The organism is Microbacterium sp. zg-B185 (assembly GCF_030246885.1).
In the GTDB taxonomy this organism is placed as follows: Bacteria; Actinomycetota; Actinomycetes; order Actinomycetales; family Microbacteriaceae; genus Microbacterium.
In genome coordinates this window covers 1,447,935-1,461,380 of record NZ_CP126739.1, presented here as the reverse complement: position 1 = coordinate 1,461,380, position 13,446 = coordinate 1,447,935, and the positions used below count along the sequence as shown (strand labels likewise).

The 13,446-nt window shown below is 69.8% G+C and carries 12 protein-coding genes; 2 read left to right on the top strand and 10 right to left on the bottom strand.

The genetic code is table 11. From position 1 onward, the window contains the following. Positions 1-109: 109 nt before the first annotated feature. Positions 110-892, top strand: a complete 783-nt coding sequence (map, locus tag QNO12_RS07000) for a type I methionyl aminopeptidase (protein WP_257502057.1) — start codon at positions 110-112, stop codon at positions 890-892. Positions 893-914: 22 nt separating this feature from the next. On the opposite strand, the gene QNO12_RS06995 is transcribed toward map, so the two are convergent. The 9 genes from QNO12_RS06995 to rpsP form a co-directional block, all read right to left on the bottom strand. Continuing rightward, a complete protein-coding gene (locus tag QNO12_RS06995) occupies positions 915-1,310 on the bottom strand; it encodes a hypothetical protein (protein WP_257502056.1) in 396 nt (131 codons plus the stop codon). An 81-nt stretch (positions 1,311-1,391) separates the two neighbouring features. Continuing rightward, on the bottom strand, positions 1,392-1,922 hold the full coding sequence (locus QNO12_RS06990) for a hypothetical protein (protein ID WP_257502055.1): 531 nt from the start codon (positions 1,920-1,922) through the stop codon (positions 1,392-1,394). A gap of 52 nt (positions 1,923-1,974) precedes the next feature. Then, positions 1,975-3,708, bottom strand: coding sequence for a malto-oligosyltrehalose trehalohydrolase (treZ, locus tag QNO12_RS06985; protein WP_257502054.1), 1,734 nt, complete (start codon positions 3,706-3,708; stop codon positions 1,975-1,977). Then, the gene (treY, locus tag QNO12_RS06980; protein ID WP_374761021.1) at positions 3,705-6,083 is read right to left on the bottom strand and encodes a malto-oligosyltrehalose synthase; all 2,379 of its coding nucleotides are present in this window, start codon (positions 6,081-6,083) and stop codon (positions 3,705-3,707) included. Before treY ends, treZ begins: the two co-directional genes overlap by 4 nt. A 33-nt stretch (positions 6,084-6,116) precedes the next feature. Continuing rightward, on the bottom strand, positions 6,117-8,324 hold the full coding sequence (gene glgX, locus QNO12_RS06975) for a glycogen debranching protein GlgX (protein ID WP_257502228.1): 2,208 nt from the start codon (positions 8,322-8,324) through the stop codon (positions 6,117-6,119). Between the two features lie 109 nt (positions 8,325-8,433). Further along, positions 8,434-9,144 (bottom strand): tRNA (guanosine(37)-N1)-methyltransferase TrmD, encoded by a 711-nt coding sequence (gene trmD, locus QNO12_RS06970; protein WP_257502052.1) that lies wholly within the window; start codon positions 9,142-9,144, stop codon positions 8,434-8,436. Between the two features lies 1 nt (position 9,145). Continuing rightward, a complete protein-coding gene (gene rimM, locus QNO12_RS06965) occupies positions 9,146-9,811 on the bottom strand; it encodes a ribosome maturation factor RimM (protein WP_257502051.1) in 666 nt (221 codons plus the stop codon). 1 nt (position 9,812) lies between these two features. After that, positions 9,813-10,043 carry an RNA-binding protein gene (locus QNO12_RS06960; protein ID WP_257502050.1) on the bottom strand — a complete coding sequence of 77 codons (231 nt, stop codon included), beginning with the start codon at positions 10,041-10,043 and terminating at the stop codon, positions 9,813-9,815. A 5-nt stretch (positions 10,044-10,048) separates the two neighbouring features. Next, the gene (gene rpsP / locus QNO12_RS06955) at positions 10,049-10,450 is read right to left on the bottom strand and encodes a 30S ribosomal protein S16 (RefSeq protein ID WP_257502049.1); all 402 of its coding nucleotides are present in this window, start codon (positions 10,448-10,450) and stop codon (positions 10,049-10,051) included. 217 nt (positions 10,451-10,667) lie between these two features. Between rpsP and QNO12_RS06950 the strand changes: the two genes are divergently transcribed. Further along, positions 10,668-11,831 carry a glutamate--cysteine ligase gene (locus tag QNO12_RS06950; protein ID WP_257502048.1) on the top strand — a complete coding sequence of 388 codons (1,164 nt, stop codon included), beginning with the start codon at positions 10,668-10,670 and terminating at the stop codon, positions 11,829-11,831. Positions 11,832-11,879: 48 nt separating this feature from the next. Here the strand turns inward: QNO12_RS06950 and ffh are convergent, their stop codons facing one another. After that, positions 11,880-13,436 (bottom strand): signal recognition particle protein, encoded by a 1,557-nt coding sequence (ffh, locus tag QNO12_RS06945; protein WP_257502047.1) that lies wholly within the window; start codon positions 13,434-13,436, stop codon positions 11,880-11,882. Positions 13,437-13,446: the final 10 nt, after the last annotated feature.

The following is a 13,446-nucleotide window of genomic DNA, read 5'->3' as shown; positions in this document are numbered from 1 at the left end:
CGGTCATCCGCACGGCGAGAGTGCGAGCGTGCAGAACGAGGCATCCTCACAGCATGTCGGGGCGACCGGGCCGCAGCGCTGACAGAATGGTTCCGACGGAAGGAAGCCGATGATCGAATTGCGCACGCCCGCCGAGATCGAGGCGATGCGGCCGGCCGGCCGGTTCGTGGCCGAGGTGCTCGCGACGCTGCGCGACGAGACGAAGGTGGGCACCAACCTGCTGGCCCTCGACCGCCGCGCACACGATCTGATCCGGCGTGCCGGCGCGGTGTCGTGCTACATCGACTACCACCCCTCGTTCGGCGCGAGCCCGTTCGGCAAGGTCATCTGCACCTCGGTCAACGACGCGGTCCTGCACGGGCTGCCGCACGACTACGCCATTCAGGACGGGGATCTGGTCTCACTGGACTTCGCCGCATCCGTCGACGGCTGGGTCGCCGATTCCGCCGTCTCCTTCGTCGTCGGCACCCCGCGCGACGAGGATCTCGCCATCATCGAGACCACCGAGCGCGCATTGGATGCCGCGATCCGGGCTGCGACGGTGGGACACCGGATCGGCGACATCTCGCACGCGATCGCAGAGGTCGCACACGCAGGCGGGTACTCGATCAACACGGACTTCGGCGGTCACGGGGTGGGGCGCATCATGCACGGGGACCCGCACATCCCCAATGACGGCAAGCCCAAGCGCGGCTATCCGCTGCGGGCCGGTCTGGTCGTCGCCCTGGAGCCGTGGCTGCTGGAGACCACCGACGAACTGGTCACCGATCCGGACGGGTGGACGCTCCGCAGCGCGGACGGCTCCCGCGGCTCGCACTCCGAGCACACGATCGCGATCACCGAGGACGGCCCTCTCGTGCTGACCGACCGGTCCTGGCTCGGGGTCCGCTGAGCGCCGCTTCCGGCGGTCCGGTTCAGATCGCCATCGCCATCGCGCCGTAGCCCAGCGCGATGAGCAGGCTCAGCACGGTGAGCACGATCGTCACCGGCACCATGACGTTGCGCTCGGAGGTGCTGCGCGAGATCGCGTTCATCACGATCCCGAGGCAGAAGTAGCCGAACACGATCCACATGCCCACGTCGCCGATGATCGCGGGAATGGCCGGCACCACGCCCACCTTCGTCCACGCCAGCAGGACGATGACCGCGTACACGATGATCGAGATCGCGCTGCCCACGCGCAGTCGTGTGGGCAGCACGCGATGCTGCCCGCCCCAGGCGAAGCGCCCCCACGGCGCCCCCAGCACCAATGCGGCTTGGAAGCCCGCCAGGGCGACGAGGACGATGGTCAATGCGAGGGCGAAGGGCATCACCGAATCTTAGGGGCCGAGCCGGGGCCACGACCGATGCTCCCCACGGACGCCCCTGCGCCATGCTCCGTTCGGCGACGGTCAGCGCGTTCGGGCGCCGTCGGCGCCCTCACCGCGCTGCCGTGGGTGCCGGTCGGCGGAGCGGAACACCGCGACGCTGTCCGGACGCAGCCGCGCCGCGCACACGAGCGCGATCACACCCAGGCCGAGCGTCCCCAGCAGGAACGCGACCATCCCGAGCATCGAGAGCACTCCGGCGAACAGCTGCACCTCGGCGGGGCCGAGCCCGAGGAAGAGCAGCTGCGCGAGCACGAACGCCGCCACGTGCGCCGCCAACGCCCACATCGGCGCCCACCGCCACGGCGACGGGACGACGCCGGTACGCGCGATCTGCACGGCCGCGATCAGGCCGGCGCCGACCGGAACCACGAGCGCGATGTAGCCGAAGGTCATCGACGCGGGACCGCTCTCCGGCTCCTGGGTGGCCAGCAGCTGCGCGACCAGCCGCGCCGCGAGGGGCCAGAGCGCGACCACGGCCATGGAGCACACCCCCAGCGGCCGCCGTGCCACGACGCTCGCCTCCCGGGCGAGACCCACGGCGAACAGCAGCACCGCGGCCGCGTAGATCAGCTCCCCGGGCGATGCCGAGCGCGGCGCCGACGCGTCAGCGCTGAGCGGTCGACAGGACCATGCCGGCGCGTGGCGGCAGGCCGGCGCCGTTCCGGTCCAGCCCGCAGCCGGCGTCCGTGGTGAGCAGCACCGCCGCGGTCTGCGGAAGCGGCACCGTGACCGGAGTCTGCGAGAAGTTCACCAGGATCAGGGTCTGTCCGCGCTGCAGCCGGAACACGCGTGCGTGCTCGTCCGCGTCGGCGTGCACGGCGCCGAAGGAGGGATCGGTCAGGTCCGGAACGTCGCGGCGCAGCGCGATGAGGTCGCGGTAGAGGGCGAGGATGCGCGCGTGCACGCCCTCGGTGCGCTCCTCCCAGCGCAGCGTGGAGCGACGGAAGGTCTCCGGGTCCTGCGGATCCGGGACGACCGAGGCGTCCCAGCCCATGGCGGCGAACTCGGCGATACGCCCCTCCGCGGTCGCCCGCCCCAGCTCCGGTTCCGGGTGCGAGGTGAAGAACTGCCAGGGGGTGGATGCCGCCCACTCCTCGCCCATGAAGAGCATGGGGGTGAACGGGGACAGCACGCTCAGCACGGCGGCGATCGCCAGGCCGCCCTCGTCGAGGGTCTGGGAGAGCCGGTCGCCGGCCGCGCGGTTGCCGATCTGGTCGTGGTCCTGGGCGAAGGTCACCAGCCGCGACGTCGGGATGCGGGGGTCGATCGCATGTCCGTGCGGGCGGCCGCGGAAGCTGGACCAGCTGCCGTCGTGGAAGAATCCCGCGGTGGCGGCTTTGGCCAGTGCCGCCAGTGGGGCGAAGTCGGCGTAGTACCCGCTGGTCTCGCCCGTCACGGCGACATGGAGGGCGTGGTGGTAGTCGTCGCTCCACTGCGCGGTCAGTCCGTAGCCGCCCGCCTCACGCGCGCTGATGAGGGTCGCGTCGTTCAGGTCGGATTCGGCGATCAGCGTGAGCGGGCGGTTCAGGTGCGCGCTGAGCGCGTCGGTGTGCTCGGCGAGCTCCTGGAGGATGTGCCGTCCCGAGGTGTCCCGCAGTGCGTGCACGGCGTCCAGGCGCAGTCCGTCCACGTGGTAGTCGCGCATCCACATCAGGGCGTTCTGCACGATGAAGTCGCGGACGGCGGGCTGGTCCAGATCCACGGAGGAGCCCCACGTGTTGCGCTCGGCATCGCGCAGGTACGGGCCGTACTCGGGCAGGTAGTTGCCGCTGGGCCCGAGGTGGTTGTAGACGACGTCCTGGATCACGCCGAGGCCGCGCTGGTGGCAGGCGTCCACGAAGCGCTGGTACGCGGCCGGGCCGCCGTACCCCTCGTGCACCGCGTACCAGAGCACCCCGTCGTAGCCCCAGTTGTGGGTTCCGTTGAAGGCGTTGACCGGCAGCAGCTCCACGAAGCCGATGCCCAGGTCGACCAGGTCGTCGAGGCGGCCGATGGCGGCGTCGAGGGTGCCCTCGGCGGTGAAGGTGCCCACGTGGAGCTCGTAGATCACCGAGCCGGCCAGCTGGCGTCCGGTCCACGCGCCGTCCTGCCATCGGTACGCATCGGCGGTGAACCACGCGGACGCCTGGTGCACGCCGCGCGGCTGGCGGCGGGAGCGCGGATCAGGTCGCAGGTCCTCGGCGTCCCCGAGCACGAATCCGTACTCGTCGCCGTCCTCCAGGACGACGGATGCCGCCTTCCACCACCCGTCGGCGCCGGGCACCAGCTCCACATCGGCGGTGCCGGGGCGGCGCAGGCGCACGCGGTCGGCGCGGGGTGCCCACACCTGGATGGTCATGACACTCCCTCCGGGACCAGCAGAGCCACCGGGTAGGTGGCCAGCACATCGGCCATCCGCAGGCGGGAGCCCTCGTGGCGGCGACCGGTGAGCGCGTCGACCGTCGGACCGGGATGCCGCAGCAGGAGAGTCTGCCCCCATCCCCCGCGGCGCTGCAGGCCCACGGGCAGCCGTGTGGCGACCGTCAGCGCACCCCCGCGGTCGAACGCGATGGCGTGGTCGGACGCCTCGCCCACGACGGTCATGGGGGTGTACCGGGTGAACAGCTCCGGTCGGTCCCGCCGCAGGCGCAGGGCGCGTGAGGTCACGAGCAGCTTCGCGAGTCCCGATGCGTCCACCGGCGGCAGATCGCCGCGCGCGAACCCGTCATCCAGCGCCGTCAGCAGCCGAGCCCGCTCGGCGAAGTCGACGGGCCGCCGGTTGTCGGGATCCACGAGCGAGGTCTCCCACAGTTCCGAGCCCTGATAGACGTCGGGCACGCCCGGCGCGGTCAGCTGCAGCAGCTTCGCCGAGAGGCCGTTGCACCACCCGGGTCGGGTGATCTCGGCCACGAAGCCGCCGATGAGGGCGTTCACCGCGGCGTCGTCGAACGCGGCGTCCACGACCGCGTGCATGCGCGCTTCGAACTCGGCGTCCGGATCCCACCAGCCCGTCGATTCGGCCGCTTCCCGTGCCGCCTTCTCGGCGTACGCGTGCAGCCGCTCCCTCGAGCCGGGCCAGGAGCCGATGATCGCCTGGTAGAGCAGGCTGTCGAAGGGCCGGTCACCGGTCGAGGCGCGCGCGCTGAGGTCGACCAGCACGTCCTGCCAGCGCTGCGGCAGCTCGGCGAGCACGTCCAGGCGGGCACGGACGTCTTCGCCGCGCTTGGTGTCGTGTGTGGACAGCGTCGTCATCGCGGCCGGCCAAGACGCCTGCCGTGCCGTCTGCGCACGGTGGAAGTCGGCGACGGTCAGCGAGAAGACCGACGGGTCGGCTCCCACCTCGGTGAGCGAGCCGAGCCGGGTGTACCGGTAGAAGGCGGTGTCCTCCACGCCCTTGGCCATCACCGGCCCGGTGGTCTGCTGGAAGCGGCGGGCGACGTCGGAGGAGGGGTCAGCGAGAACGGGCACCAGTCGGGCGATCGCCTCTGCCAGGTCGGGGCGGCGGGCCCGCGCTTCCGCGGCCGCCTGGTCCAGGTGCTCCCGGCCGGCCGGCAGGTATGAGCGGTACACCGGGAAGCACGCGAGCAGCTCGGCGATCGCGTCTGCGGCCTCGGCCGGATCTGTCGGCCGGTCGCTCGGCGCGTCCGACAGGTCGCGTACGAGCCGCGCGACTTCCGCGCGCTGGATCGTGTCCGCGATCGTCCGCTTCGTCTCGTGGATGAGGTCCGGGTAGCGCTGCGTGTCGCCTCCGCGCAACCGCGCATCAAGGGCGTCGAGGGGTCCTTCCCCGCGAGGGTCGATCAGCACGCGGTCGATCTGCGCGAGTGCGTCGTACCCGGTCGTGCCGTCCGTCTCCCACCAGGCGGGCAGCTCCTCGCCGTGCTCGAGGATCTTCTCCACCAGCACGTAGGCGTGGCCGGTGGCGGCGGCCAGCCGTTCCAGGTACCCGCCCGGATCGAGCAGTCCGTCCGGATGATCCACGCGCAGGCCGTCGGCCAGCCCCTCGCGCACCCACCGCAGGATTTCGGCGTGGCTCTCGTCGAACACCCAGGGGATCTCCACACGCACTCCGGCGAGGGTGGTCACCGCGAAGAAGCGCCGGTAGTTCAGCTCCCCCGCTTCACGCCGCCAGAACATCGCCTCCCAGTGCTGCCCGGCCAGGACCCGGCGGATCACGTCGGGGTCATCCAGCCTGGCGCTGCCGGCTCCGACGACCGGGAACGGAATCGAGTCGGGCGCGAGCGGAAGGACATGCTGACCGTAGAACCGCGCGACGCCGTGCGCGCCGCCCACCGTGTCGCCGGGCTCGATGGCCACCTCCCCCGCGGCGATCACCTCGTCCAGGCTCGCGCCCAGGATCGGCACGCGGATCCGGCCGGCGCCGTACTCCCAGTCGATATCGAACGCCTCGGCGTAGCGGGAGTCGCGGCCCCGGATCAGCACGTCCCACCACCACGGGTTCTGCTCGGGTCGTGAGATGCCCATGTGGTTGGGGACGATGTCGACGAGGATCCCCAGGCCGGCCGCTCGGGCGGCCGCGGCGAACCGCTCCAGTCCGGCCGGGCCGCCTCGGGCAGGGTCGATCGTCGAGGGGTCGACGACGTCGTAGCCGTGGTCGGAGCCCTCCGTCGCCCGCAGCAGCGGCGAGAGGTACGCCCACGACACGCCGAGGTCGTTCAGGTAGGCGGTCACCCCCGCCGCGGCATCCAGGTCGAAGTCCCGGCGGATCTGCAAGCGGTATGTCGAGTTCGGATGCGACGCCACGATCTAGCGCTCCAACTCCGCCTTGGGCGAGTGTCCGGGCATCGTGGCGTTGTCGGTCTGCGCCGCGAGCGATGCCGCAACCGAGTGATCGATCTCGACCTCGGGCAGTTCGTGCTCGCGGAGGACAATCAGCGCCTTGGGCGGCAGCCGCACGGACGATCCGGGGCTCAGCGGCTCGCTGTCCGCCTGCTGCCCTGCGGTGTCGACCAGGATGTCCCACCGGGGACTGAATGCGGTGTCCGGAATGTCGAAGTCCACGCTGTCATCGCCGGCGTTGAACAGGATGATGAAGTGCTTGTCGACGATCGGCTCGCCGCGGCGATCACGCTCGCGGATGCCGCGCCCGTTCAAGAACACACCCACCGCGCGGCCGAAGCCGGAGTCCCAATCCTCCGGCTGCATGACGCTGCCGTCCGGCCGCAGCCATGCGATGTCGGGGACCCCCTGTCCCAGCTCCATTTTGACCGGGCGGCCGTTGAAGAACCGACGGCGACGGAAGGTGGGATGGTCGCGTCGGAGTCGCGCGAGCGCCGCGGTGAACTCCACCAGCGGCTGATCGACGTTGTCCCAGTCGACCCAGGTCAGCTCGTTGTCCTGCGCATAGCCGTTGTTGTTGCCCTGCTGCGTGCGGCCCAGCTCGTCGCCGTGCAGCAGCATGGGCACGCCCTGCGAGAGCAGCAGCGTCGCGATGAAGTTGCGCTGCTGACGTGCGCGCATCGTGTTCACCTCGGGATCGTCGGTGGGACCTTCCACGCCGAAGTTCATCGAGCGGTTGTCGTCGGCGCCGTCTTTGCCGTCTTCGCCGTTGGCGTCGTTGTGCTTGTGCTCGTAGCTGACCAGGTCGCGCAGTGTGAAGCCGTCGTGCGCGGTGACGAAGTTGATCGATGCCACCGGACGGCGGCCGGAATGCTCGTAGAGGTCGGCGGAGCCGGTCAGGCGCGAGGCGAACTCGCCGAGTGCCTGCGGCTCACCGCGCCAGAAGTCGCGCACGGTGTCCCGGTACTGGCCGTTCCACTCGGTCCATTGCGGAGGGAAGTTGCCGACCTGGTAGCCGCCCGGCCCGACATCCCACGGTTCGGCGATCAGCTTGACTTGGGAGACCACAGGATCCTGCTGCACGAGCTCGAAGAAGGTGGCCAGCTTGTCGACGTCGTAAAACTCCCGCGCCAGGGTGGAGGCCAGGTCGAAGCGGAACCCGTCGACGTGCATCTCGAGCACCCAGTAGCGCAGCGAGTCCATGATCAGCTGCAGCGCGTGCGGGTTGCCCACGTTCAGGCTGTTGCCGGTGCCGGTGTAGTCGGTGTAGTACCGCTTGTCGTCGTCTTCGAGGCGGTAGTACGCGGCGTTGTCGATGCCGCGCATCGACAGCATCGGACCCAGATGGTTGCCCTCGGCGGTGTGGTTGTACACCACGTCCAGGATGACCTCGATGCCGGCGGCGTGCAGCGCGCGGACCATGCCCTTGAACTCCTCGACCTGCTGGCCCTGCTCGCCGGTGGCGGCGTAGGTGTTCTGCGGGGCCAGGAACGCGATCGTGTTGTAGCCCCAGTAGTTCGACAGTCCCTTCTCCTGCAGCGTGGAATCGTCCACGAACTGGTGCACGGGCATGAGCTCGATGGCGGTCACCCCGAGCTTTTTGAGATGCTCGATGATCGCCGGATGCGCGATCGCACTGTAGGTGCCGCGGATCTCCTCGGGGATGGCCGGATGCCGCTCGGTGAGGCCCTTCACGTGCGCTTCGTAGATGAAGGTCTCGGCGTACGGTGTCTTCGGCAGTCGGTCTCCCGCCCAGTCGAAGAACGGGTTGACCACCACGGCCTTCATCATGGATGCCGCGGAGTCCTCGTCATTGCGCGAGTCGGGGTCTCCGAAGTCGTAGCCGAAGACCGCCTGGCCCCACTGGACCTGGCCTTCCACCGCCTTCGCGTAAGGGTCCAGAAGCAGCTTGTTCGGGTTGAACCGTGCGCCGGTCGACGGGTCGTAATCCCCATGCACGCGATATCCGTAGCGCTGTCCGGGGCGCACCTGCGGCAGGTACGCGTGCCAGACGTACGCGTCGACATCGACCATCTCGACGCGGGTCTCCTTGCCGCGCTCACCGAACAGGCACAACTCGACCCGTTGGGCGCTCTCGCTGAAAAGCGCGAAGTTGGTGCCGTTGCCGTCGAAAGTCGCGCCGAGCGGATAGCTCGAACCGGGCCAGGTCTGCACATCGTCTCCGTCGTCCTGCGGCACAGGCGGATCCGGCACCGGCGGGGACTCCCACATTAGTGCTCGAGAATTTTCGGCACGGGGGGCTTGCGCGCGGGCCGGCGGAGCGTCACTCCCCGGCGGAGAGGAGGTCCGGTCGGCGTTCCCTCGTGCGGGCCAGCTGCTGCTGGCGGCGCCACTCGGCGATCGCGCCGTGGTTGCCGCTGAGCAGCACCGGCGGCACGTCCAAGCCGCGCCAGGAGGCCGGTTTCGTGTACGACGGGTACTCGAGCAGGCCGTCCTCGTGGGATTCCTCGACCAGGCTCGCGGGATTTCCGACGACCCCCGGGATGAGCCGGCCGACCGCCTCGATCATCGCCATCGCGGCGACCTCTCCGCCGTTCAGGACGTAGTCGCCCAGGCTGAGCAGACGCACCTCGCCGAGGGAGGCCGCGTGTGCGAAGACCCGCTCGTCGATCCCCTCATAGCGGCCGCAGCCGAAGACCAGGTGCGGGCGGCCGGCCAGTTCGCGGGCCGTCGCCTGGGTGAACAGTTCGCCCGCCGGCGAGGGGAAGACGAACACGGGACGGGAGTCGGGCGCGGCGGTGGCCGCCTCCGCCGCGATCGCGTCCAGCGCTTCGCCCCACGGCTCGGGCTTCATGACCATGCCGGCTCCGCCGCCGTAGGGCGTGTCGTCCACGGTGCGATGCCGGTCGTGCGTCCAGTCGCGCAGATCGTGGACGCGCACGTCCAGCAGGCCGTTGCCCCGCGCCCTGCCCAGCAGGGACACCTCGAGGACGTCGAAGAAGGCCGGGAAGATCGAGACGACGTCTATGCGCACGTCACGCCCCCGCGGAGTCGTCCTCGTCCGCCGGGGCGGCTGCGGAGCCGGACTCGGAAGCGACGGCCGGTGTCGCGTCGTCGTCATCGCCGGGAAGATCCTCGAACAGCCCGGGCGGGGGCGTCACGAGGACGCGGCCGCCCGCGATGTCGACCTCGGGGACGATGGCCTTGACGAACGGCACGAGCACTTCCTGATCGCCGCGGACGCGGACGGTCAGCAGGTCCTGCGCGGGGAAGTGATCGATGCGGACGACGCGGCCCACGACCTCGCCGTCGCGGACCACATCCAGTCCGATGAGCTGATGGTCGTACCACGCGTCGTCTTCGGTGGGGATGTCGGCGGGATCCTGATCGATCCAGAGGATCGCTCGAACCAGTTCCTCCGCACCGGCGCGGTCATCGACGCCCTCGAAGAAGGCGATGGCATGGCTGTTCATCCACCGGAACTCACGCACGGTGAGCACCTTGCCATGCCAGGGGGATGACTCGGGCACCTGGAGGGTGAACGTCGCACCGGGCGTGAAGCGGCCTTCGGGATCGTCGGTGTAGAGCTCGAGCTTGAGTGCGCCCTTGAGCCCGTGCGCCTTGACCAGGCGCCCGACCCGCAGCTGGGTCTTGGCCGCCTTGGGCGGACGGGCCTGAGTGGAGTCGTCGGGGTCGGCCACGTCAGTCGTCCGCGACGTCGACGCGAACGCGCCGGCCGTCTGCGAGTGCAGTGATCAGCGTGCGCAGGGCTTTCGCCGTGCGTCCGCCGCGCCCGATCACGCGGCCCCGATCGTCGGGGTGCACGTGCACCTCGAGGACGTCCCCGCGAGGGGACGTCGAGGAGCGGATGGCCACGTCGTCCGGGTGATCCACGATCCCCTTGACGACGTGCTCGAGCGCGGCGGCGAGCACCACGATTACTCTGCGTCGGTCGCGGCGTCGGCGACTGCCTCGGCGGCGGGCGTCTTGTCAGCCTTGGGCTTGATGACGACCTTCTTCGAGGAGTCGACCTCGAACGGGACCTTGGGCGCGGCGACCTTCACGGTCGAGACCGCGTTCTCGTCGCCCTTGAACCTGCCCCAGTCACCGGTCAGCTTCAGCAGCGCCGCGACCTGCTCGGTCGGCTGCGCGCCGACGCTGAGCCAGTACTGCGCACGGTCTGAGTCGACCTCGATGAACGAGGGCTCCTCGGTGGGGTGGTACTTGCCGATCTCTTCGATGACACGACCATCGCGCTTGGTGCGCGAGTCGGCGACGACGATGCGGTAATACGGCGCACGGATCTTGCCCAGGCGCTTGAGACGGATCTTGACAGCCACGATTCTCCAGAACTGTGTGAAAGAGGAAACGAACTGATCGCCCGGAGCGTGGGGTGCACACCCGGCGGAAGCTCTAAAGGAGGATCTCCGCGCTGGATAGAGGGTCGAGCGGGTGATCCGACCCTCCATTCTTCCACATCCCGGGCCCGCCCGCGAACAGGGGCGTCCGCCCTCGCGAATGCGTGGCATCGCGGCATCCCCATGTCAAACTGTGCGGATGACGGTGCCCTTCGCGACCTCCTCCCGCTCGTCGGTGGGCCTGGAGTGGGAGCTGATGCTGGCCGACGGTGAGAGCGGCGACCTGGTCCCCCGCGCGCCGGAGCTGATCGCCGCGCTCGAGGAGAGCACGGCGCTGGAGCGCTACACGGTGACCGGGGAGCTGCTGACCAACACGGTCGAGGTGACCAGCGGAATCGGAAGCACGGTCGCCGCGGCGGTGGACGACATCGCGGATGCGATCGCCGCGATCCGCACCGTGACCAATCCCATGGAGGTCGAGCTCCTGTGCGCGGGGAGTCACCCGTTCGCGCAGTGGTACGACCAGCAGGTCACCGACAAGACCCGGTACCACAAGCTCATCGAGCGCACCCAGTGGTGGGGGCGGAACATGATGATCTGGGGCATCCACGTCCACGTCGGCGTGGAGGACGTGAACAAGGTCTTCCCGATCATCAACGCCCTCGCGGTGTACCTGCCGCACCTCCAGGCGCTGTCCGCGTCCAGCCCGTTCTGGGCCGGCGAGCGCACCGGCTACGCGTCGAACCGGTCCCTGGTCTTCCAGCAGCTTCCCACCGCGGGACTGCCCTGGCCGCTGCAGGACTGGGCGCAGTTCGAGGCCTACCTGCACGACATGGTCACCACCGGCGTCATCGCCGATGCGACCGAGGTGCGCTGGGACATCCGCCCGGCTCCCCGCTGGGGGACGATCGAGGTGCGCGCGTGCGACGGCATGTCGACCCTTCCGGAACTGGCGGCGGTGGCCTCGCTGGTGCAGGTGCTGGTCGAGCACTTCTCGCGCGAGCTGGACGAAGGACGCGAGTTGCCGTCGATCCAGCCGTGGTTCGTGCGCGAGAACAAGTGGCGCGCCGCGCGCTACGGCCTGGATGCGCGGATCATCGTGGACAGCGCGGGGACGCAGCGTCCGGTCCTCGACCATCTGCGCGAGACGATGGCGGAGCTGGAGGACATCGCCGTCGAGCTCAAATGCGCACGGGAGTTCACCGGCCTGGAGGCGATCATGACGCAGGGCGCCAGCTACGCGCGCCAGGCTCTGGTGGCGGATGCCGCAGACGGAGACCTGCGGGAGGTCGTGCAGCATCTGATCCGCGAGTTCCGCGCCGGTCCCACGCTGCGCGAGCACCTGGCCTCGCTGCGCCGCTGAGCCCGCGGCTCGGTGAGGGCACGCGCAGGCGCGCGCTGGTACGACTGACTACCCGCGGCCGAGGAGCTTCTGCAGTTGGGCCAGCTCGGCTTCGCTCGGGGCGCCCTTGGCCCCGCCCAGCCCGAATCCCGAACCCGTGGGCTCGGCGGGGGTGGATGCCGCGATGCCGGCGTTCTCGGCGGCGCGCTTGGCCGGGTTTCCGGACCGGGAACCCTTCGCCTTCTGCTGCTTGCCGCGCTTGGCCGACGCGCCCGGGCGGGTGCCGGGGATGGGGCCCATGCCCGGGATGTTCGGGGTGCCGCCGCGTGCGACGGTCTTCATCATCTTGGCCGCCTGCTCGAACCGGTTCACCAGCGCGTTGACATCGGTCACGGTCATGCCCGAGCCGCGGGCGATGCGCAGCCGGCGCGACCCGTTGAGCACCTTGGGGTTGCGGCGTTCGATGGGCGTCATCGAGCGGATGATGGCTTCGGTGCGGCCGAGGTCCTTCTCGTCGAACTCATCGAGCTGCTGCTTCATGTTGCCCATGCCGGGGAGCATCCCCAGCATCTTCTTCATCGAGCCCATCTTCTTGAGCTGCTGCATCTGGTCGAGGAAGTCCTCGAGGGTGAAGCTGTCCGTGGCCAGCTTCTCGGCCATCTTCATGGCCTCTTCCTCGTCGAAGGCCTGCTGCGCCTGCTCGATGAGGGTCAGGATGTCGCCGAGGTCGAGGATCCGCGAGGCCATGCGGTCCGGGTGGAACGGCTCCAGGTCGTCCAGCCCCTCGCCGGTGGACGCGTAGATGATCGGGCGTCCGGTGACGGATGCCACGGACAGCGCCGCACCACCGCGCGAGTCGCCGTCCAGCTTGGACAGCACCACGCCGGTGAAGTCCACACCCGCCTGGAACGCCTTGGCCGTGTTGACCGCATCCTGACCGGTCAGCGCGTCGATGACGAACAGCACCTCGTCCGGGTCGGTCGCCTTGCGGATGTCGGAGGCCTGCTTCATCATCTCCGCGTCCACACCGAGTCGTCCGGCGGTGTCGATGATCACGACGTCGTGCTGTTGGCGCCGCGCCACCTCGACGCCGTCGCGAGCGACCTTGACCGGATCGCCGACGCCGTTGCCCGGCTCGGGTGCGTAGATCGCCGCGCCGGCCTGGCCGGCGACGACCTGCAGCTGGTTCACCGCGTTCGGACGCTGCAGGTCCGCGGCGATCAGCAGCGGAGTGTGGCCTTCCTTCTCCAGCATCTTGGCGAGCTTGCCGGCGAACGTGGTCTTGCCCGAGCCCTGCAGCCCGGCGAGCATGATGACCGTCGGCGGCGTCTTGGCGAACTGCAGTCGGCGCTGCTGTCCACCGAGGATCCCGACGAGCTCCTCGTTGACGATCTGCACGACCTGCTGGGCCGGGTTCAGCGCCTTGCTGACCTCGTCGCCCAGCGCCCGCTCGCGCACCTTGGCGGTGAAGTCCTTCACCACGGGCAGGGCCACGTCCGCATCCAGCAGGGCGCGGCGGATCTCCCGGACCGTTCCGTCCACGTCCGCGGGGCTCAGCTTGCCCTTCGTGCGGAGGTTCCGGAAGGTGTCGGTGAGGCGATCTGAGAGCGTGCCGAAGGTTGCCATAGTCCCTCGA

Coding starts and splice junctions, on each gene's coding strand:
- map (WP_257502057.1), top strand. CDS start 110: ATGATCGAATTGCGCACGCCCGCCGAGATCGAGGCGATGCGGCCGGCC.
- QNO12_RS06995 (WP_257502056.1), bottom strand. CDS start 1,310: ATGCCCTTCGCCCTCGCATTGACCATCGTCCTCGTCGCCCTGGCGGGC.
- treZ (WP_257502054.1), bottom strand. CDS start 3,708: ATGACCATCCAGGTGTGGGCACCCCGCGCCGACCGCGTGCGCCTGCGC.
- QNO12_RS06950 (WP_257502048.1), top strand. CDS start 10,668: ATGACGGTGCCCTTCGCGACCTCCTCCCGCTCGTCGGTGGGCCTGGAG.
- ffh (WP_257502047.1), bottom strand. CDS start 13,436: ATGGCAACCTTCGGCACGCTCTCAGATCGCCTCACCGACACCTTCCGG.